Source organism: Micromonospora sp. NPDC048930, assembly GCF_043197935.1.
Lineage (GTDB): Bacteria > Actinomycetota > Actinomycetes > Mycobacteriales > Micromonosporaceae > Micromonospora.
In genome coordinates this window covers 76,628-97,134 of record NZ_JBICUB010000012.1, presented here as the reverse complement: position 1 = coordinate 97,134, position 20,507 = coordinate 76,628, and the positions used below count along the sequence as shown (strand labels likewise).

Below are 20,507 nucleotides of genomic sequence, written 5' to 3'. Positions count from 1 at the left end.
ACCGATCAGTTCACCGGCGCGGGTGGTCGGTCAGCCGACGTCGAGGGGGTCGGCGAGGAGGCGTTCGAAGGCCAGCTCGGCGGCCCCGATCAGCGCCGCGTCGTCGCCGAGCTTGGGGGTACGCAGCCGCACGTGCTCCAGGCAGGCGGGCAGGCCGTTGGAGTTGAGCCGGCTGCGTACCTGGGCGGCGGCGGCCAGGTAGAGGTCGCGCATGGTGCCGCCGAAGATGACCATTTCCGGGTTGAAGATGTTGACCAGGTTGGCCACGCCGAAGCCGAGCCAGTCGCCGGCCTGCCGGACCGCGGCCTGGGCGCGGGCGTCGCCCCGGTCGGCGGCGTCGAAGACGGCCAGCATCGCCTCCCGGCCCCGGGCGTCGGAGCGGCCGGCGGCCCGGAGCAGCGCGTGCTCACCGATCTCCGTCTCCCAGCAGCCCCGGCGGCCGCAGTCGCAGAGCAGGCCGTCCCGGACCACCACCATGTGGCCGACCTCGCCGCTGTACCCGCCGTGCCCGGTCAACCGCCGCCCGCCGGCGATGATGCCCGCCCCGACGCCGACGTCCCCGTACAGGTAGATGACGTTGTCGCAGCCGGCGGCGGCGCCCCGGGCGTGCTCGGCGAACGCGGCCACGTCGGCCACGTTCCCCACGGTGATCGGTACGTCGATGCCCAGTTCGGCGGCGAGCGCGGCGCCGATCGGCTCGTCCACCCAGCCGGTGGTGGGGCTCAGCCGGACCAGCCCGTCCTCGCGGCGCACCATGCCGCAGACCGCGACGCCGGCGCCGACGCAGATGGAGTCGGCCGGCACCGACTGGTGCATCTCCTTGACCGCGCCGGCCAGCAGCGGCGCGGCCTCCCCGGCCACCAGGTTCCGGGGCCGGTCCAGTTCCCGGCTGTCGAGCACCTCACCGCCGAGACCGACCCGCGCGGCCCGCAGCCGGTCCACCTCCACGCTGTACGCGTACGCGTAGATCCGGGCCGACTCGGGCCGGACGACCAGCGAGGGTCGCCCGGCCCGGCCGGTCTCCTTCGGCGTCCCCTCGCTGACCAGACCGGCGCCGGCCAGGTCGGCGGTCAGCGCGCCGATGGTGCTGCGGTTGAGCCCGAGCGCGGTGGTCAGCTCCGCGCGGGTGGTCGCCCCGTGCACGTGCACGTAGCGGAGCAGTGCGCCCAGGTTCTGCCGACGGATCTCGTCCTGACTCGGTCCCGCGCGCATTGCCACAGCCATGTCCGTGCGGGGTTCAGCGGGTGCCGGTCGCGGCGGCCCGCCGCCGGGAGAGCGCGTCGATGGTGGCGGCGGCGAGCAGGACCACGCCGGTGACCACGTACTTCACCCCCGAGCTGTACCCCATCAGTCCCATACCGTTGTCGATGACCGCGACGACCGCGCCACCGAGCACGGCGTCGAGGACCCGGCCCTTGCCGCCGAAGAGGCTGGTGCCGCCGATCACCGCCGCGCCGACGGCGTAGAGCAGTACGTTACTGCCACCGGTGTTGGGGTCCACCGAGTTGGCCCGGCTGGCCGCCACGATGCCGCCGACCGCCGCCATCGTGGAGCAGATGACGAAGACGGAGATGCGGATCCGGTCGACGTTGATGCCGGCCCGGCGGGCCGCCTCGGCGTTGCCGCCGACCGCGTAGACGTGCCGGCCGTAGCTGGTCCGGTGCAGCACGAAGGTCCAGAGGACCAGCAGCAGCGCGATGATCGGCACCACGATCGGCACGCCCTTGAGCGAGACCACCAGCACGTTGCGGCTGCGCTCCAGGTTGAGCACGTAGACCGCGACGCCGAGGATGACGGCGAGGCCGACGATCCGGGCGGCCACCACCGCGAACGGGTCGGTGAGCAGGCCGCGGGCGGCCCGGTTGCGGTGCCGCAGCAGCTGCACCGCGGCGTACCCGGCGACGGCCACGGCGGCCAGCGCCCAGCCCAGCGCGGGGGAGAGGTTGCGGTTGGCGATCGCGACGAGGGTGTCGTCCCGCACCGAGATGTTGGCGCCCGACTTCATGAGCATCAGCACGACGCCCTGGAAGGCGAGGAAGCCGGCCAGGGTGACCACGAAGGACGGGATGCCGACCTTCGCCACCAGCAGGCCGAGCACGGTGCCGATCACCACGCCGGTGACGATGGCGGCGAGCACCGCGACGTACCAGGGGTAGCCGAGCACGGTGACCACGTTGGCCAGGATGGCGGCGCAGACGCCGCTGGCGAAGCCGGCGGAGAGGTCGATCTCACCGAGCAGCAGGACGAAGACCAGGCCCATCGCGATCAGCGTGACCGCGGCGCCCTGGGTGAACAGGTTCGCGAAGTTGCCGGCGGTGAAGAACGACGGACGGGCGATCGAGAAGCCGACGCAGAGCGCGAGGAGCATGAACACCGCGGGCAGCGCACCGATGTCGCCACCGCGTACCCGGCGCCAGTAGTTGTTCAGGTGGGTGCCGACGGTCGGCGCCGGCGCGACCGCGGCGGGGCCTTCCTTCTTCACGGCGGTGGTGGTCATCGGACGGCTCCTGGGGTGGTGTCGGCGGGCGCGGCGCCGTTGCCGTTGGCGGCGGGTTCGGCGGCGAGGCCGAGGTTGCCGGAGCGGCCGGCGGTGATCAGCTCGACCACCTGCGAGTGGGTGATGTCGGTGGTCTTCACCTGGGCCACCATCTGGCCGAGGTAGAGCGCGGCGATCCGGTCGGAGACGGCGAAGACGTCGTTCATGTTGTGCGAGATGAGCACGACGGCCAGCCCGTTGTCGGCCAGCCGGCGGACCAGCTCCAGCACCTGGGCGGTCTGCGCGACGCCGAGCGCGGCGGTCGGCTCGTCCAGGATGACCAGCTTGCTGTTCCAGAGCACGGCCTTGGCGATGGCGACGGTCTGCCGCTGGCCGCCGGAGAGGCTGGCGACGTGCTGGCGCAGCGACTTCACGGTGCGGACGCTCAGCCCGGCCAGGGTCTCGGCGGCCATCTGCTCCATGGTCGGCTCGTCGAGCACGATGCCGCTGCGCTTCTCCCGGCCGAGGAACATGTTCTGCACGATGTCGAGGTTGTCGCAGAGCGCGAGGTCCTGGTAGACGACCTCGATGCCGAGCGCGGCGGCGTCCCGCGGGCTGTTGATGCTCACCGGCTGGCCGTCGAAGAGGAACTCGCCGGCATCGGTGGGGTAGATGCCGCTGATGCACTTGACCAGGGTCGACTTGCCGGCGCCGTTGTCGCCGACCAGCGCGGTGACCTCGCCGGCGTGCGCGGTGAAGGCGACGTCACGCAGCACCTGGACGGGACCGAAGCTCTTGTCGATCCCGCGTAGCTCCAGCAGGGGGGTTGCGGACACGGGGTTCTCCTTTGGATGGAGGGAGATCTCGGAGCCCGTCCGGCGCGGGAGCTGCCCGGCACGGGAGAACCCGTGCCGGGCGGCGTCGCCTGAGGCGGGTAGGACAGGTCAGCTGATGCCGGCGTCGGCGCAGAGCTTGGCGTAGTTGCCGGTGCAGAGCTCGTCCTTGGTGACGAACCCGTCGGCGACGACGTCCTTGACGTTGTCCTTGTAGATGGCCTTCGGGGTGAGCAGGACGGACGGGACGTCGCGGCCACCCTCCGGGTCCTTGACCGTCTGGCCGGTCTCCTTCTTCTCGCCCTTCGCGACCGCGATGGCCAGGTCGGAGGCCGCCTTCGCCTCCTCCTTGATCGCCTTGTAGACGGTCATGCACTGGTCACCGGCGAGGATGTTCTGCAGGCCCTGGACGGTGGCGTCCTGGCCGGTCACCGGAACCTTGCCGTTGAGCTTGTTCTTCTTCAGCACCGAGATGGCCGCGTTGCCGAGACCGTCGTTGGCGGCCAGCACGCCGTCGATCTTGCCGCCGGCCTTCGTGAGCTGCTGCTCGAAGATCGTGGCGGCCTGGGCGTTGTCCCAGTCCGGCACGGAGTCGTCGGCGACCTTGGTGTACTCCTTCGAGTCGAACTTCGGCTTGAGCACCGAGTCGTACCCGCTCTTGAACAGGGTCGCGTTGTTGTCGGTCGGCGAGCCGTTGAGGTAGGCGATCGCCGGGTTCTTCGCGCCCTTGTCGGTCAGGCACTTGCTCAGGCCCTCGCCCTGGAGCTTGCCGACCGCCACGTTGTCGAAGCTGACGTAGTACTGGGCGGAGCCGCCCAGGGTCAGCCGGTCGTAGTCGATGGTCGCCACGCCCTGCGACTTGGCCTTGTCGAGCACGGCCTTGCCGGTGCCGGAGTCCAGGTTGACGATCATCAGGGCGGTGACGCCGTTGGTCATCATCTGGTCGGCGATGGTCTGGAACTGGGTCTTGTCGCCCTGGGCGTTCTGGATGTCGTAGTCGACGCCCGCGGCCTTGAAGGCGTCCTCCAGGAACTTGCGGTCCGCGCCCTCCCAACGGGCGGAGGACTTGCTGTCCGGGAGGATCACGCCGATCTTCGGCTTCTTGTCGTTCGAGCCGCCGGCCTGGTCGGAAGAACCGCCGTTGTCACCACAGGCGGCCATGCTGCCGGTCGCGAGGAGACCGACGGCCGCGATGGTGAGGAAGCCCTTGCGCATCTGCAGGGTCCTTTCGGAGGGTGGGGGAAGTAGTGGTCGGTGTTTTGTTGTGTCCGGCAACGTATTCCTCCCTTCGCGGGGGGCGCAAGAGTGTCGAGGTCAGAGTTTTGTTGGCGGCGGTAACAATTCAGCAACGCGACTGTCACTCGACTGTCACCCCGCTGAGAGCGCTCCCTCGCCCCGCGCCCGGAAACGCTCCCACCAGGCCCGATGGGCGGGTTCAGGCGGTGGCGATCGGCGCCGTCCGGGCGTCGGTCAGCGCGACCAGGTCGGCCGGGGCGAGTTGGAGTTGCAGCCCCCGGCGGCCGGCCGAGACGTAGACGGTCGGATGCGCCAGCGCGGACGCGTCGACCACGGTCGGGAGCCGCTTGCGCTGGCCGAGCGGGCTGATCCCGCCGCGGACGTACCCGGTGGCCCGCTCGGCGATCGTCCGGTCCGCCATGGCCGCCCGCTTGCCGCCGACGGCGGCGGCCAGGGCCTTGAGGTCCAGTTCCCCGGTGACCGGGACGACCGCCACGGTGAGCCCGCCGTCGACCTCGGTGACCAGCGACTTGAACACCCGCTCCGGCGGCACCCCGAGGGCCGCCGCGATCAGCGCGCCGTAGTTCGGCGCGTCCGGCGAGACGTCGTACGGGTGGGTGCTGTGGGCGATCTTCCGCTTGGTCAGCAGTGCCGTCGCCGGAGTGCCCTGTCCCGCCATGCCCGACAAGCTATCCCGGCCGCCGCGCCGGGGCGAGTCGAAACCATCCGCCGGGAACCGTCCGGCCGGCTCAGCCGGGTACCGGCCGGCAGAGCAGGACCGTCGGCGCGCCGGCCACCCGGGTCAGCACCAGGCTGGCCGAGGCGTCGCCGGCCAGCCTGAGATCGCGGCGCAGCTTCTCCGGCTCCAGTGCCGAGCCCCGCTTGAGGATCTCCACCCGGCCGACCCGGCGCTCGCGGAGCAGCGCGCGCAGCCGCTTCAGCGAGAACGGGAGCACGTCGGTGACCTCCAGGCACCGGGCGAACGGGGTGGGCCGCGCCGCGTCGGCGTACAGGTAGGCGATCGCCGGGTCCGCGAGGGTGGCGTCCAGCTCGCCGGCCAGTTCGGCGACCAGGTGCGCCCGTACCACGGCCGGGTCCGGGTCGTACAGGAAGCGGCGGACCGCCCCGACCGGCGCCTCGGCGTCGCCCGCCCCGGTCAGCAGGTGCGCGGCGCCGGTGCGCAGCAGGGTGGCGCGGCGCGGGACCTCGGCCAGCGCGCCGCACCAGAGGGCCGCCTCGACCAGGTCGCCGTCCACGCTGACCCACTCGGCCTCCGCGCCCGCCGGGATCAGCCCGTGGTCCAGGCCGGGGGCCACCTTGACCACCGTGTACGGCACCCGCTCGGCCAGCCCGGTGACGAAGTCCCAGGGCGGCGAGTAGGCGTTCGGGTCGAAGATCCGGCGCCCGGTGCCGGCCGCCCGCCGCGCCGGGTCGCAGAAGACCGCCTCGACCCGGGTCACGTCGAACGCCGTCGCGTCCCCGCACTCGACGGTGAACCGCTCGGCCAGCCCGGCCGCCTCGGCGTTCGCGGCGGCCATCGCGGCGGTCACCGGGTCGGCCTCCACCCCGTACACCCGGATGCCGGCGCGGGCGGCGGCGAGCGCGTCCGCGCCGAGGCCGCAGCCCAGGTCGGCGAGGCTGCGCACCCCGGCGGCGCGGAGCCGCGCGGCCCGCCGGTCGGCGACCACCCGACGGGTGGCCTGCTCCAGCCCGGGGCGGGTGAGGAACATGCCGGCGGCCTCCGGCCCGAACTTGCCCACCGCCCGGCGGCGCAGCTCGGCCTGGGTCAGCGCGGCGGCGGCCAGCCCGGCCGGGACCCCGCCGGAGCGGAGCGCGGCCGCCGCGGCCAGCGGATCCCCGCCGGCCACCCGCGCCGCCGCCGCGAGCGCGGCCGACCCCTCGGGCGTACGCAGGGCGGCGAGCTGGTCCAGATCCACCCGCCCATTCTCCCGGCCCGGACCGGATTACCAGGAGGGTGGTGTCACCGGGCAGGGGCGGCGGTGACGAAGGCGCGCCAGCTCGCCGGGGTGAAGGTGAGCACCGGCCCGGCCGGGTCCTTGCTGTCCCGGACGGCGACCACGCCGGGCAGGTTGTCGGCGACCTCCACGCAGGCGCCGCCGTTGGCGTTGCTGCGGGTGGCCTTGCGCCAGGCGGCGCGGGTCAGGTCCATGTCTTCACCACTTCCTCGATGAGTCGGGCCGACTGCCGGCGCGGCAGCGCCTCACCGGCCACAGTCTCCCAGCGCCGTTCGAGGGCGGCAATGTCGTTCGGGCCGTCCACGGTCTGCCCCCGGAGCTGGTTGTCGAGGTGGGCCAGCTCGGCGCCGCTGGCGAGCCTGGCCAGGATGAAGGGGCCATGAAGCCCGATGTGCCAGGGGGTGTCGGCCGGCACGACCCGGACCTGCACGTTGGGCTCGGTGCCGACGGCCAGCAGGTGCTGGAGCTGCTCACGCATGACGGCCCGGTCGCCGACCTGCCGCCGTAGCGTGTGTTCCTCCAGCACGGCAACGAGGTGCGGGCGCGGGTCGGCAGCCAGCACGGCCTGCCGGGCCAGCCGGGCCACCACCCGCGCCTCGACCTCCTCGGCCGTCAGCTCGCCGACCGTGCCGAGCATCGCTCGCGCGTACCCCTCGGTCTGGAGCAGGCCGGGGATCACTGTCGGGTCGTACCAGCGCAGCGCCACCGCCTCCCGCTCATTCTCCTCCCAGGGGCGGAACCAGTCCGGCGCGGCGTGGAAGCGGATCAGCTCCAGCATCGTGCCGAAGAGGCCGCCGGTGTCCAGCACCCGGTCTACCCGGGCCAGGTAGTCCGGCGGGACCGGCCGCTCGCCGGTCTCGACCGCGCTCACCTGGGACGAGGAGTAGTTGATGAGCTTGCCCAACTGCTCCTGGCTGAGTCCGCGCGCCTGCCGGGTCCGGCGGAGCTGCTCGCGCAGGAAGGTCAGCGTCGGTATCCGGGACACCCGGTCTCCTCTCCTCGGCCCGTACGGCGGCCACCGGAGAGTAGGGAGCTGATCACGCGCTGGCGAGGCTTCGGCGGCGTGTTGCGGTGACGAGTGGCGGAACTGTGGCGGATCCGGGGGCGACACGAGGGGTGGCGCGTTGGCACTCTCCTTGACGGAGTGCTAGCCGAGGAATAACCTGCGATTAGCACTCTCACCCTGAGGGTGCCAACGCCCGGGCCCTGGTGTCCGGGGGTTGAACGCCAGGCGGACCGGCACCCGCGACGACGGCCCCGCCCGGTGGCATGTGGCAGATTGACGCCGGTCGGCGCGCCGACCGGCAACGACACCAAGTACCCCAGGAGGGTATGCCCGTGACTACCGCGACCAAGGTTGCGATCAAGCCGCTCGAGGACCGCATCGTGGTCCAGGCGAACGAGGCCGAGACCACCACCGCCTCGGGCATCGTGATCCCCGACACCGCCAAGGAGAAGCCGCAGGAGGGCACCGTCCTCGCTGTCGGCCCGGGCCGGATCGACGACAAGGGCAACCGCGTGCCGATCGACGTCAAGGTCGGCGACACCGTCCTCTACTCGAAGTACGGCGGCACCGAGGTCAAGTACGCCGGCGAGGAGTACCTGGTGCTCTCCGCCCGCGACGTCCTCGCGGTCATCGAGAAGTAAGCAACCGATCAGTGTCGTTGCCCCGGTCCGGCTCGCCGGGCCGGGGCAACGTCGCTTCGAAGGGATACAGATGGCGAAGATCCTGAGCTTCTCGGACGACGCCCGGCACCTGCTGGAGCACGGTGTCAACGCCCTCGCGGACGCGGTCAAGGTCACTCTCGGCCCGCGCGGGCGCAACGTCGTCCTGGACAAGAAGTTTGGTGCGCCCACGATCACCAACGACGGCGTGACGATCGCCAAGGAGATCGAGCTCACCAACCCCTACGAGAACCTCGGCGCGCAGCTGGTCAAGGAGGTGGCGACCAAGACCAACGACGTCGCCGGCGACGGGACCACCACCGCGACCGTGCTGGCCCAGGCCATGGTCCGCGAGGGCCTGCGCAACGTGGCCGCCGGGGCCAACCCGACCGGCCTCAAGCGGGGCATCGACGCGGCGGCCGGCAAGGTCTCCGAGGCGCTGCTCGGCCGGGCCGTCGAGGTGGCCGACAAGGAGTCGATCGCGCACGTCGCGACGATCTCCGCGCAGGACGCCACCATCGGCGAGCTGATCGCCGAGGCGATGGAGAAGGTCGGCCGCGACGGTGTCATCACCGTCGAGGAGGGCTCCGCCCTCACCACCGAGCTGGAGGTGACCGAGGGTCTCCAGTTCGACAAGGGCTTCATCTCGCCGAACTTCGTCACCGACGTGGAGGCGCAGGAGTCGGTCCTGGAGGACCCGTACATCCTGATCACCACGCAGAAGATCTCGGCGATCGAGGAGCTGCTGCCGCTGTTGGAGAAGGTCCTCCAGAACAACAAGCCGCTGCTGATCGTCGCCGAGGACGTCGAGGGCCAGGCCCTGTCCACGCTGGTGGTCAACGCGATCCGCAAGACCATCAAGGTCTGCGCCGTGAAGGCCCCGGGCTTCGGCGACCGCCGCAAGGCGATGCTCCAGGACATGGCGATCCTCACCGGCGCCGAGCTGGTCGCGCCCGAGCTGGGCTACAAGCTCGACCAGGTCGGCCTGGAGGTGCTCGGCACCGCCCGTCGCGTGGTGGTCGACAAGGAGAACACCACGGTTGTCGACGGCGGCGGCCAGTCCGCCGAGGTCGCCGACCGGGTCGCCCAGATCCGCAAGGAGATCGAGGCCTCGGACTCCGAGTGGGACCGGGAGAAGCTGGCCGAGCGGCTGGCGAAGCTCTCCGGTGGCATCGCGGTGATCAAGGCCGGCGCGGCCACCGAGGTCGAGATGAAGGAGCGCAAGCACCGCATCGAGGACGCCATCGCGGCGACCAAGGCCGCGGTCGAGGAGGGTACGGTCCCGGGCGGCGGCGCCGCCCTGGCCCAGATCCTGCCGGTGCTCGACGACGACCTGGGCCTCACCGGTGACGAGAAGGTGGGCGTCTCGATCGTGCGCAAGGCGCTGGTCGAGCCGCTGCGCTGGATCGCCCAGAACGCCGGCCACGACGGCTACGTGGTGGTGCAGAAGGTCGCCGGCCAGGAGTGGGGCAACGGCCTCAACGCCGCCAACGGCGAGTACGTCGACCTGGTCAAGGCCGGCATCATCGACCCGGTGAAGGTGACCCGCAACGCGGTCGCCAACGCCGCCTCGATCGCCGGCCTGCTGCTCACCACCGAGAGCCTGGTGGTGGAGAAGCCGGAGAAGGCCGAGCCGGCCGCCGCCGGCGGGCACGGCCACTCGCACGGCCACGGCCACCAGCACGGCCCGGGCTTCTGACCCCGAGCCGTACGGCCTGATGTCGGGGCACACCGCCAGCGTGGCGGTGTGCCCCGACCCGTATCTGCTTACGGAACGCTGACAAGGTTGGCGACCGGCCCGTTTGATCGACAAGACTGGTCGGCGTGAGCAGCATGTCCCGCGGCTACGCCGCGCTGGCCGGGATCACCGCCGCCGTGGTGGCGATCGGCGCCGCCGAACCGGTGGCGGTCCTCACCGGCCCCCGCTCCGCGCCGCTGATCGCGGTCGGTGGGCTGGTCGTCGACCTGGTGCCCGAGACGCTGAAGCACTTCGCCATCTCGCTCTTCGGCACGCACGACAAGATCGCCCTGCTGATCGGGACGGCCGTGCTGCTGGCCGCGTTCGCCGCGCTGCTCGGCGTGCTCGCCGCCCGGCGGCTCCGGATCGGCCTGGCCGGCATCGCCGCGTTCGCCGCCCTCGGGGTGGTCGCCGCGCTGACCCGGCCCGGCGCGGGCCCCGCCGCCGCGCTGCCCTCGCTGATCGGAGGCGGGCTCGGGGCGCTGACGCTCTGGGCCTTCGTGGCCGGTCCGCTGGCCCCTGACCTCTGGCCCTGGTCCCCACCCACCACCGCCGAAGCCGAGCCGACGCCGGACCAGGAGCGGGACCCCGAGGGGCGGCGGCGGTTCCTGCGCGGCGTCGGCGTGCTGGCCGGCACGGCGGCGGTGGCCGGGCTCGGCGGGCACTGGCTCGCCGGGCGGCGGGGGGTCTCGGCGGCCCGGGAGGCGGTCACCCTGCCCACCCCGTCGGCTCCCGCGCCGGCGGTGCCGGCCGGCGCGGACCTGTCGCTGGCCCAGCTCGCCCCCTACGTCACCCCGAACAGCGGGTTCTACCGGATCGACACGGCCCTGGTGGTGCCGCAGGTGGACCCGGCGACCTGGCGGCTGCGGATCCACGGCCGGGTACGCAACCCGATCGAGCTGAGCTTCGACGACCTGCTCGCCCGGCCGATGGTCGAGCGGTACGTGACCCTGGCCTGTGTCTCCAACGAGGTGGGCGGGGACCTCATCGGCAACGCGCGCTGGCTGGGCGTACCGATCAAGGAGCTGCTGGACGAGGCGGACCCGGAGGAGGGCGCGGACCAGGTGGTCGGGCGCTCGGTGGACGGCTGGACCTGCGGCACCCCGACGGCGGTGCTGCGCGACGGGCGGGACGCGCTGCTCGCGGTCGGCATGAACGGCGAGCCACTGCCGGTGGCGCACGGCTTCCCGGCGCGGATGGTGGTCCCCGGGCTCTACGGGTACGTGTCGGCGTGCAAGTGGGTGACCGAGCTGGAGTTGACCAGCTTCGCCGACTTCGACGCGTACTGGGTGCCGCGCGGGTGGTCCGCCCAGGGGCCGATCAAGACGGAGTCACGGATCGACACTCCCCGCCCGCGCAACCGGCTGACCGCCGGCCCGGTCATGGTCGCCGGGGTGGCCTGGGCCCAGCACCGGGGCGTCCGCCGGGTCGAGGTCCGCGTCGACGGCGAGCCGTGGCGGGAGGCGACGCTCGCCCCGGCCGTCTCGGTCGACACCTGGGTGCAGTGGTCGTGGCGCTGGGACGCCACCCCGGGAGAGCACACCCTCCAGGTCCGCGCCACCGACGCCGACGGGGTGACCCAGACGGCACAGCGGCGCCCGGTCGCGCCGGACGGCGCCACCGGCTGGCACACGGTCAAGGTCACGGTGCGCTGAGCCCGCCCGGCCCTCCCGTGCGGCGCGGTGCGCTGGCCCATGGCCGGTGACCCGTGGCCGGGCGCCGAGGGGCGGCCGTGCCGCCGCCCCTGGTCGGCAGGGGGTCTGCGAGGCGCGGGGAGCCGTCCGCGCGTGGGGTCACCAGGCGGCGGGGAAGTAGGCCACCGACCAGCCGCGGTAGGAGCCGTGGTCGAGGTAGCCGGCCACGCCGACGCCGCCGCTGACCGAGGTGCCGATGACCTTGCCCTCGCCGAGGCTGATCGCGACGTGCCCGGTGCCGGCCGAGTTGTGGTACCAGACCAGGGCGCCGCGCGGCGGGATGCCGGAGGTGTTCATGTACCCGTGGCTGGTCTCCCAGTCGCCGCCGATCTCCGCGGTGTTCCAGCCGGAGCCGCCCCAGCCGTACGCCTGGGCGACGAAGGCGAGGCAGAGGTTCTCGTAGGCGGTGGAGCGGTAGCGCTGGAACGCCCAGTTGATGGCCCCGTTGGCGGAGCGCGGATTGGTCTTGGACGACGGCTCGTTGCCGACGTAGACGCAGCTGTTGACCACCTGGCCGTCGGAGCCGGTGCTGACGTAGGCGTCCGAGACCATGCCGCCGTTGGAGAGGAAGTCCCACAGGGTCGTGGTGCCGTACGTGCCGGTCACCGACTCGCCGTTGGTCTGGCAGAGCAGCGTGACGGTCGCCCCGTCGGCCACGGTGCGCCAGGAGTCCCAGGTCGTGCTGGGGCCGGACCGGACGTTGAGGGCGACGCCCGCGGTGTTGATGGTGCCGGTGGCCGAGCTGGCGTACGCCTGGGCGACGCCGGGGACGGCGAGCACCAGACCGGCGACGAGTGCGGTGGCGGTGGCGACTCCGCGTACGGAACGCCGCCTTGCATCGACAAGTGTCCACATGTCGCCGAAGGTAGCGAGCGGGATTCCCGTGGTCCACGGGTCGCGCGGCTCCTGGCGGGATCTGCGCCGGATTGTCAATAGTTGCCGACGACGTGGAAAGTTCGGTAAAGAACTTTCGGGCGGCCCGTTCCCGGACGCGCCGACGCCGCGCCCTGGTGCGGGGCGCGGCGTCGGCGGTGGTCGGTGGCCGGTCAGGCGACCTTGCGCTGCTCCGGGACGGCGGACTTGTGCGGCCGGCCGAGGCGGGCCTCCAGCCGGGCGACGTCCACCCGGCTCTGCCGGCGGTCGGCGAGGTCCTCCCAGCCGAGGGCGAGCAGCCGGAGCCGCTCGGACTCGCTGAAGCCGCCCCACACGCCGTACGGCTCGCGGACCGACAGGGCGTGCGCGGCGCACTCGGCCCGGACCGGGCAGGCCCGGCAGACCGCCTTGGCGCCGGACTCGCGGCGCAGCCGCGAGGAGCCCCGCTCGCCGTCCGGGTGGAAGAACTGGGCGCTGTCGCGGCCCCGGCAGGCACCGAGACGCTGCCAGTCCCAGAGGTCGACGATGGGTCCGGGCAGTCTACGTACGTTCGACATCAGCACCCCTCCTCCCGCGCGGCACCGCGGAGAATCCTGCGTGGCCAGCTACCGGGCGGCGGTCCGCGCGGGACACCTTCCGGCCTGGACCCCTCGGTACCCGGGCTTTCCCGCGCTCACACATCTGTGATCGAAAACCTCGGACAACCGGTGGCATATGCCCCATCTGCCGGAAAAGTTCGGATGATTGCCCGGAACATCCTCCGGGGCTGACCCGGCCGTGGTCGACTCTGAGTCGGAGAGGAGACCACTGTGCGTAGCGTTCTCGTGTGCGTTCGGACACCACTCGCGGCCCAGCACCTGACCTCCGCGGCAGCGCGGCTCGGGCTGTCCGGCGTCGTCCGGACCGCCGTCTCCGATCCCGAGGTCATGCTGCGGCTCGCCGAGCGTCCGGTGGACGTCGTGCTCGCCGATACCGCCCTCACCCGGCCGGACAGCGCCGGCTTCGTCCGCCGGGTGCTCGCCCGGGCGCCCCAGGCCGCCGTCGTGCTGCTCGGCGCCGAGGAGTCGGAGGCGGCGGCGGCCACCATCAACGCCGGCGCCCGGGGGTTGATCCAGGGCGCCGACCACGACCTGACCAGCGCGGTGGCGAAGGCGCTGCTGCTGCTCTCCGCCCCCGGACGGGCGGCCCGGCACCGGGTGACCGACCCGGCCCGGGACGCCGCCGCGGTCGGTGGACCGGCCCGGTCGGGCGCGCCGGGGCGTACCCCCGGAGGGGCGACGCCGGCCTGGCCGGCCGGCCCGGGAGAGGGGCCCGGCGGGGGACCGACCGTGGTGCCGGTGCAGCGCGGCGACGATCCGGCGGAACCGGCCGGCGGCGAGCCGGAGGCGGCGCCGGCGGGAGCGAGCCCGCGCGCCGGCGCGCGTACCTCGCGCAGCGCGATCGGGCTGACCGAGCGGGAACTTCAGGTGCTGCTCGGCATGGCCGAGGGGAAGAGCAACGCGGAGATCGGGCGGGAGCTCTTCGTCTCGGAGGACACCGTCAAGACCCACGCCCGCCGGCTCTTCCGCAAGCTGGGCGCCCGCGACCGGGCGCACGCCGTCGCGGCGGGTTTCCGCGCCGGGCTGGTCGCCTGACCGGACCGGGCCGGCCGCTCAGTCCTCGGCGGATTCCTCGGTGCCCTCGGTCAGGGTGTCGTGCACGCCGTCGGCGTACCCCCGGGCGTAGTCCCAGCTGACGTAGTGGTCCGGGTCCGGGTCGTAGGCCGGCTCGTGCACCCGGGGGCGACCGGAGTTGAGCAGGTGGCGCAGGTTGCCGCGGAGCAGGTCCCAGTCGAAGTAGTGCGGCTCCCGGCAGTCCTCGCACTCGATGACCAGGCCACGCACCCCGATCGGCTGGAGCAGAGCCTGGTAGATCTCCAGGTCGGCGAGGTCCTCCAGGACGTCCTGCCGCTCGACCTCGGTCAGCGGGTCGAGCGGGTCCTCCGCGCTCGGATCGTGCAGGCCGGCAGCCGGATCGGCCGGGTCGCCGTTGAACGGGTCGATGGGCTCGTCGTGCACCCCCTCACCGTAGTCCTCGACAGGCCGGAAAGCCCGCCCCCGGGGCGTCCCTGTGGCCCCGCCTACCCCTGCCCGCCGCTGCCGGGCCCGGCGCAGCTCAATGGGTACGATGAAACAACGCGCCGTTACCCCGGCGTGCCCCGGTGCCCGCGCGCGCCGCCTCGCCGAAGCCAAGTCCGAACAGCTCAGGGGAGCAATCGTGGAGAATTCGCCCAGCACCGAACTTCCGGCCGGCGTCGACGGCGGCGAGCTGGGCGGTCATCTGCCCGAGCTGCCGGCCGGCTCGGCGCGGGTGGTGCCGCTCGGGCTGACCTTCGACGACGTGCTGCTCCAGCCAGGCGAGTCGGACGTCGTGCCCAGCCGGGTCAACACCCGCACCAAGCTCACCCGCACCATCGAGCTGACCGTCCCGCTGCTCTCCAGCGCGATGGACACCGTCACCGAGGCGCGGATGGCGATCGCCATGGCCCGCCAGGGCGGCATCGGGGTGCTGCACCGCAACCTCTCCGTCGAGGACCAGGCGCTCCAGGTCGACCTGGTGAAGCGCTCCGAGTCCGGCATGATCACCAACCCGGTGACCGCCAGCCCGGACGACACCCTGCGCGAGGTCGACGCGCTCTGCGGCCGCTACCGGATCTCCGGCGTCCCGGTGGTCGACGGCCAGGGCCAGCTCGTCGGCATCGTCACCAACCGCGACATGCGCTTCGTCTCCGACCCGGCCACCCCGGTCCGCGAGATCATGACCCACGCCCCGCTGATCACCGCGTCGGTCGGGGTGAGCAAGGACGAGGCGCTGGCGCTGCTGCGCCAGCACAAGGTCGAGAAGCTGCCGATCGTCGACGGGACCGGCAAGCTGCGCGGCCTGATCACCGTCAAGGACTTCACCAAGAGCGAGCAGTACCCGAACGCCACCAAGGACGAGGCCGGCCGGCTCCGGGTCGCCGCCGCGGTCGGCGTGGGCGAGGACGCGTACAAGCGGGCCCGCACCCTGGTCGACGCGGGCGTCGACGTGCTGATCGTGGACACCGCGCACGGCCACCAGCGGGCCGTGCTGGAGATGGTCGCCCGGCTCAAGAAGGACGTCGCCATCGACATCGTCGGCGGCAACATCGCCACGTACGCCGGCGCGAAGGCGCTGGTCGACGCGGGTGCGGACGGCGTGAAGGTGGGCGTCGGCCCCGGCGCCATCTGCACCACCCGGATCGTCGCCGGCGTGGGCGTGCCGCAGATCACCGCGATCATGGAGGCCGCCCGGGCGGCCCGTCCGGCCGGCGTGCCGGTGATCGGCGACGGCGGCATCCAGTACTCGGGCGACATCGCCAAGGCCCTGGTGGCCGGTGCCGACACCGTGATGCTGGGCAGCCTGCTGGCCGGCTGCGAGGAGAGCCCGGGCGAGCTGATCTTCATCAACGGCAAGCAGTACAAGGCCTACCGGGGGATGGGCTCGCTCGGCGCGATGCAGTCCCGCGGCCAGGCCAAGTCCTACTCCAAGGACCGGTACTTCCAGCAGGACGTGCTCGCCGAGGACAAGCTGGTCCCCGAGGGCGTCGAGGGCCAGGTGCCCTACCGGGGCCCGCTGGCCCAGGTCGCCCACCAGCTCATCGGCGGGCTGCGCGCCGCGATGGGGTACGTCGGCGCGGAGAGCATCCCCGAGCTGCACCGGCGTGGCCAGCTCATCCGGATCACCGCGGCCGGGCTCAAGGAGAGCCACCCGCACGACATCCAGATGACCGTCGAGGCGCCCAACTACCACTCCCGCTGACCCACCACCCCCCAAACAACTGGAGTCCCCCATGCGTGACGTGGTCGAGATCGGGCTGGGCAAGACCGCGCAGCGCGGCTACCACCTGGACGACATCGCCATCGTGCCGAGCCGCCGCACCCGGGACGTCGACGACGTCTCCACCGCGTGGCAGCTCGACGCGTACCAGTTCGGCATCCCCTGCGTCGGGCACCCGTCCGACGCCACCATGAGCCCCTCCTCGGCGGTGCGGCTCGGCCAGCTCGGCGGCCTCGGCGTGCTCAACGTCGAGGGCCTCTGGACCCGGTACGAGAACCCGGCCAAGGTGCTGGAGGAGCTGGCCGGCCTGGACGAGGAGGCCCGGGCCACCAAGCGCCTCCAGGAGGTGTACGCGGAGCCGATCCGCCCCGACCTGATCGCCGAGCGGGTCCGCGAGCTGCGGGCCGGCGGCGGCACGGTCGCCGTCCGGGTCTCCCCGCAGCACACCCTCGCGCTCGCCCCGGTGATCCTCGACGCCGGCGTGGACATCCTGGTCATCCAGGGCACCATCGTCTCCGCCGAGCACGTCTCCACCACCGACGAGCCGCTGAACCTCAAGGAGTTCATCGCCGACCTCGACCTGCCGGTGATCGTCGGCGGCTGCACCGACTACAAGACCGCGCTGCACCTGATGCGTACCGGTGCCGCCGGGGTCATCGTCGGCATCGGCGGCGACGACTGGTCGACCACCGAGTCGGTGCTCGGCATCCGGGTGCCGATGGCCACCGCCATCGCCGACGCCGCCGCGGCCCGCCGCGACTACCTGGACGAGACCGGCGGCCGGTACGTGCACCTGATCGCCGACGGCGACATGCAGACCTCCGGCGACATCGCCAAGGCGCTCGGCTGCGGCGCGGACGCGGTGATGCTCGGCGAGCCGCTCTCGCTCTGCGAGGAGGCCCCGGCGGGCGGCGCCTGGTGGCACTCGGCGGCCAGCCACCCGTCGCTGCCGCGCGGCGCCTTCGAGGTGGCCGGTGAGCCGCTCGGCTCGATGGAGAAGCTGCTCTTCGGGCCGGCCGACGAGCCGGACGGGCAGCTCAACCTCTTCGGCGGCCTGCGCCGGGCGATGGCCAAGTGCGGCTACCGCGACCTCAAGGAGTTCCAGAAGGTCGGCCTGGTCCTCGACCGCTGACCGGAGGCGACCGACGACCGGCGGCGCGGGTGCGGATTCCGTCCCACCCGCGCCGTCGCGCGTCTAGGCTCGGCGGATGACGTGGGGCCGACGGTGGTATGCGGGGGCGCTGGCCGTCGCGCTGCTGCTCGGCGGCTGCACCGGGGGCGACCCGCGGTTCCGCCCCGGGGCGGCCGACGCGGGCGACCCGTACGTGCCGGGGGCCGGCAACGGCGGCTACGACGTGGGCCACTACGCGCTGACCCTCCGCTACGACCCGGCCGACGACCGGCTCACCGGCCAGGCCACCGTGACCGCGACCGCCACCGCCGGCCTGTCCCGGTTCCACCTCGACCTCGCCGGCCTCACCGTCGACCGGGTACGCGTCGACGGCGCGCCGGCGAAGCACCGCCGCGACGGCGCCGAGCTGGTCGTCACCCCGGCGCAGGGCCTGCCGGCCGGGAAGCGGTTCACCGTGGAGGTCGCGTACGGCGGGGTGCCGCAGCCGCAGCCGCTGCCCAGCGCCGAGTTGGGCGACGGCGGCTTCCACGCCACCCCGGACGGGGCGATCGCGCTGGGCCAGCCGGAGTCGGCGAGCACCTGGTTCCCGGTCAACGACCACCCCTCCGACAAGGCCACCTACGACCTGGCGGTGACGGTCCCGGACGGGCTCGCCGCGCTCAGCAACGGGGTGCCGAAGGGTACGGAGAGCCGGGCCGGCTGGACCACCTGGCGCTGGTCCGAGGGGTCGCCGATGGCCAGCTACCTGACCACGCTGGTGATCGGGAACTACCGCGTGTCGACCGGCACGCATGCCGGGAAGCCGCTGGTCACCGCGGTCGCCGCCGCGCTCCCGGCGGACGGGCCGGCCGCCACCTCGGTGGCCCGCACCGGCGAGGTCGCCGACTTCCTGGCCGGCCGGTTCGGGCCGTACCCGTTCGAGGCGTACGGCGGCATCGTGGTCGCCGACGAGCGCATCCGGTACGCCCTGGAGACCCAGACCCGCCCGGTCTACGGGCCGGGCTTCTTCCGGGGCGGCCGGCCGAACACCGAGGTGGTCGCGCACGAACTGGCCCACCAGTGGTTCGGCGACAGCGTGTCGCTGGCCCGGTGGAGCGACATCTGGCTCAACGAGGGCTTCGCCACGTACGCGGAATGGCTCTGGGCCGAGCACGACGGCGGCCGGAGTGTCGCGCAGACCTTCGACACGGTGTACGCGGCGACCGACTGGACGCGGCCGTCGGTGGATCCGGGCCGGGCGGGGATGTTCGGCGACGCGGTCTACCAGCGCGGCGCGCTCGCCGTGCACGCGCTGCGCCGCGCGGTGGGCGACGAGACGTTCTTCCGGATCGTGCGCGGCTGGCTGGCCGAGCGGCGGAACGGCACGGCCACCACCGCCGACTTCGTCGGGTACGCCGAGCGGGTGGCCGACCATCCACTGCGTCCGCTCCTCGACGCCTGGCTGGTCGGCGCGACCGCACCGACCCTGCCGTGACGCGGGCATGACCGCCCCGGCCCTGCCGTGACGCGGGCGTGACCGTCAGTTCGGTAGGCTGCCGCGGGCGGAGCGGCCCGGGCGGTTCGGCTCGCGCGCCCGGGGAGGGATCGAGGCGATGACGCGGGGTGCACGACGACGGCTCGGGCTGCTGGTCACCGGCGCGGTGCTGCTCGCCGGCTGCGGGTCCACCGGAGCCCCACCGACCGCCGGAAGGTCGGCCCAGCCCGCGCCGACCGCCTCGCGGAGCTTCGGGCCCGGCGCGGCCGGCGCCGGCGACCCCTACTTCCCGAGCTACGGCAACGGCGGCTACGACGTCGCCCACTACACGCTGCAGGTCCGCTACGACCCGGCGACCGACCGGCTCACCGGCACCACCACCGTGCGCGCCACCGCCACCGCCAACCTCACCACGTTCAACCTGGACCTGGCGGGGTTGACCGTCCGGTCGGTCACCGTGGACGGGGTCAAGGCCCGGCACGCACGCACCGGCAACGAGCTGGTGGTCACCCCGGCCACCGCCCTGACCTCCGGGAACGGCTTTGTCGCGGAGATCCGGTACGACGGCGTGCCGGCCCCGCTGGACAACGAGGTGCTCGGCGAGGGCGGCTGGCTGCACACCTCCGACGGCGCCATCGCGCTCGGTCAGCCGGAGTCGGCGAGCACCTGGTTCCCGGTCAACGACCACCCCTCCGACAAGGCCACCTACGACGTCGAGATCACCGTGCCGAAGGGGCTCACCGCGGTCAGCAACGGTGTCTTCAAGGGGCGGACGCCGCGCGGCGACTGGGCCACCTGGTCGTGGTCGGAGGGTGCGCCGATGGCCAGCTACCTCAGCATGGTGGTGATCGGGAAGTTCCGGGTCACCACCAGGAAGCACAAGGGACGGCCGGTGTTCAACGCCGTCACCACGAAGGTTCCCGGCGGCCCCCAGGACCGGTCGATCGGGCGGACCGTGGAGGTCGCCGACTACCTGGAGAGCGTCTTCGGGCCGTACCCGTTCGACGCGTACGGCGGGGTGGTGGTCGCCGACGACCGGATCCGGTACGCGCTGGAGACGCAGAGCCGGCCGGTCTACTCGAGCGGGTTCTTCCGGCAGGGCGAGAACACCGGGGTGGTCGCGCACGAGCTGGCCCACCAGTGGTTCGGCGACAGCGTGTCGCTGACGAGGTGGCAGGACATCTGGCTCAACGAGGGGCTGGCCACCTACGCCGAGTGGCTCTGGGCGGAGCACACCGGTTCCTCGACCGTGCAGCGCACCTTCGAGGAGAAGTACGCGGCCGCGTCCGGCCAGGTCTGGCGTACCCCGCCGGGGAAGCCGGGGGTGGCGAACCTGTTCGGCCGGTCGGTCTACGAACGGGGCGGGATGACCGTGCACGCGCTGCGGGTGGCCGTGGGCGACGTCGCCTTCTTCACCATCCTGCGCACCTGGGCGGCGGAGAAGAAGGACGGCAACGCCACCACCGCCGAGTTCGTCGCGCTCGCCGAGCGGGTCTCGCACAAGAAGCTCGGCAAGCTCTTCGACGCCTGGCTCTACGGCACCGAGCGCCCCGCCGCCCCCAAGCCGCTCTGA

19 protein-coding genes are annotated in these 20,507 nt (G+C 72.9%); 8 read left to right on the top strand and 11 right to left on the bottom strand.

Annotated elements, in window-relative coordinates; translation table 11 throughout:
- Positions 1-30: 30 nt before the first annotated feature.
- The 8 genes from ACGFI9_RS27255 to ACGFI9_RS27220 all read right to left on the bottom strand — a co-directional run bounded on the left by ACGFI9_RS27255 (position 31) and on the right by ACGFI9_RS27220 (position 7,506).
- Positions 31-1,212 (bottom strand): ROK family protein, encoded by a 1,182-nt coding sequence (locus tag ACGFI9_RS27255; RefSeq protein WP_393182300.1) that lies wholly within the window; start codon positions 1,210-1,212, stop codon positions 31-33.
- Positions 1,213-1,237: 25 nt separating this feature from the next.
- Positions 1,238-2,497, bottom strand: a complete 1,260-nt coding sequence (locus tag ACGFI9_RS27250) for a sugar ABC transporter permease (RefSeq protein WP_393182298.1) — start codon at positions 2,495-2,497, stop codon at positions 1,238-1,240.
- Positions 2,494-3,312, bottom strand: coding sequence for an ATP-binding cassette domain-containing protein (locus ACGFI9_RS27245; protein ID WP_393182296.1), 819 nt, complete (start codon positions 3,310-3,312; stop codon positions 2,494-2,496). The genes ACGFI9_RS27250 and ACGFI9_RS27245 overlap by 4 nt, the downstream gene beginning before the upstream one ends.
- A 108-nt stretch (positions 3,313-3,420) precedes the next feature.
- On the bottom strand, positions 3,421-4,524 hold the full coding sequence (locus ACGFI9_RS27240; RefSeq protein ID WP_393182294.1) for a sugar ABC transporter substrate-binding protein: 1,104 nt from the start codon (positions 4,522-4,524) through the stop codon (positions 3,421-3,423).
- A gap of 220 nt (positions 4,525-4,744) precedes the next feature.
- The gene (ybaK, locus tag ACGFI9_RS27235) at positions 4,745-5,224 is read right to left on the bottom strand and encodes a Cys-tRNA(Pro) deacylase (protein WP_393182292.1); all 480 of its coding nucleotides are present in this window, start codon (positions 5,222-5,224) and stop codon (positions 4,745-4,747) included.
- 70 nt (positions 5,225-5,294) lie between these two features.
- Positions 5,295-6,482, bottom strand: a complete 1,188-nt coding sequence (locus ACGFI9_RS27230; protein WP_393182290.1) for a methyltransferase domain-containing protein — start codon at positions 6,480-6,482, stop codon at positions 5,295-5,297.
- Between the two features lie 44 nt (positions 6,483-6,526).
- Positions 6,527-6,715, bottom strand: coding sequence for a DUF397 domain-containing protein (locus ACGFI9_RS27225; protein WP_393182288.1), 189 nt, complete (start codon positions 6,713-6,715; stop codon positions 6,527-6,529).
- Positions 6,706-7,506: a Scr1 family TA system antitoxin-like transcriptional regulator gene (locus tag ACGFI9_RS27220; RefSeq protein WP_393182286.1), complete on the bottom strand. Its 801-nt coding sequence runs from the start codon at positions 7,504-7,506 to the stop codon at positions 6,706-6,708. The genes ACGFI9_RS27225 and ACGFI9_RS27220 overlap by 10 nt, the downstream gene beginning before the upstream one ends.
- Positions 7,507-7,853: 347 nt before the next feature.
- On the opposite strand from ACGFI9_RS27220, the gene groES reads away from it, so the two are divergent.
- From groES to ACGFI9_RS27205, 3 genes are all read left to right on the top strand, one after another.
- The gene (groES, locus tag ACGFI9_RS27215) at positions 7,854-8,168 is read left to right on the top strand and encodes a co-chaperone GroES (protein ID WP_018222648.1); all 315 of its coding nucleotides are present in this window, start codon (positions 7,854-7,856) and stop codon (positions 8,166-8,168) included.
- A 70-nt stretch (positions 8,169-8,238) separates the two neighbouring features.
- Positions 8,239-9,885, top strand: coding sequence for a chaperonin GroEL (groL, locus tag ACGFI9_RS27210; RefSeq protein WP_393182284.1), 1,647 nt, complete (start codon positions 8,239-8,241; stop codon positions 9,883-9,885).
- Between the two features lie 134 nt (positions 9,886-10,019).
- On the top strand, positions 10,020-11,579 hold the full coding sequence (locus ACGFI9_RS27205; protein WP_393182495.1) for a molybdopterin-dependent oxidoreductase: 1,560 nt from the start codon (positions 10,020-10,022) through the stop codon (positions 11,577-11,579).
- A 138-nt stretch (positions 11,580-11,717) separates the two neighbouring features.
- On the opposite strand, the gene ACGFI9_RS27200 is transcribed toward ACGFI9_RS27205, so the two are convergent.
- Positions 11,718-12,473 (bottom strand): hypothetical protein, encoded by a 756-nt coding sequence (locus ACGFI9_RS27200; RefSeq protein WP_393182282.1) that lies wholly within the window; start codon positions 12,471-12,473, stop codon positions 11,718-11,720.
- A gap of 191 nt (positions 12,474-12,664) precedes the next feature.
- Positions 12,665-13,048 carry a WhiB family transcriptional regulator gene (locus ACGFI9_RS27195; protein ID WP_393182280.1) on the bottom strand — a complete coding sequence of 128 codons (384 nt, stop codon included), beginning with the start codon at positions 13,046-13,048 and terminating at the stop codon, positions 12,665-12,667.
- A 252-nt stretch (positions 13,049-13,300) separates the two neighbouring features.
- Between ACGFI9_RS27195 and ACGFI9_RS27190 the strand changes: the two genes are divergently transcribed.
- Positions 13,301-14,125 (top strand): response regulator transcription factor, encoded by an 825-nt coding sequence (locus ACGFI9_RS27190; protein WP_393182278.1) that lies wholly within the window; start codon positions 13,301-13,303, stop codon positions 14,123-14,125.
- 18 nt (positions 14,126-14,143) lie between these two features.
- Here ACGFI9_RS27190 and ACGFI9_RS27185 read toward each other — a convergent pair whose 3' ends face one another.
- Positions 14,144-14,548, bottom strand: a complete 405-nt coding sequence (locus ACGFI9_RS27185; RefSeq protein WP_393182277.1) for a DUF5319 domain-containing protein — start codon at positions 14,546-14,548, stop codon at positions 14,144-14,146.
- Positions 14,549-14,747: 199 nt separating this feature from the next.
- Between ACGFI9_RS27185 and guaB the strand changes: the two genes are divergently transcribed.
- The 4 genes from guaB (at position 14,748) to ACGFI9_RS27165 (ending at position 20,507) form a co-directional block, all read left to right on the top strand.
- The gene (guaB, locus tag ACGFI9_RS27180) at positions 14,748-16,310 is read left to right on the top strand and encodes an IMP dehydrogenase (protein WP_393182275.1); all 1,563 of its coding nucleotides are present in this window, start codon (positions 14,748-14,750) and stop codon (positions 16,308-16,310) included.
- A gap of 31 nt (positions 16,311-16,341) precedes the next feature.
- A complete protein-coding gene (locus ACGFI9_RS27175; protein ID WP_123242274.1) occupies positions 16,342-17,460 on the top strand; it encodes a GuaB3 family IMP dehydrogenase-related protein in 1,119 nt (372 codons plus the stop codon).
- 76 nt (positions 17,461-17,536) lie between these two features.
- Positions 17,537-18,934, top strand: a complete 1,398-nt coding sequence (locus tag ACGFI9_RS27170) for a M1 family metallopeptidase (RefSeq protein WP_393182273.1) — start codon at positions 17,537-17,539, stop codon at positions 18,932-18,934.
- Between the two features lie 118 nt (positions 18,935-19,052).
- The gene (locus tag ACGFI9_RS27165; RefSeq protein ID WP_393182271.1) at positions 19,053-20,507 is read left to right on the top strand and encodes a M1 family metallopeptidase; all 1,455 of its coding nucleotides are present in this window, start codon (positions 19,053-19,055) and stop codon (positions 20,505-20,507) included.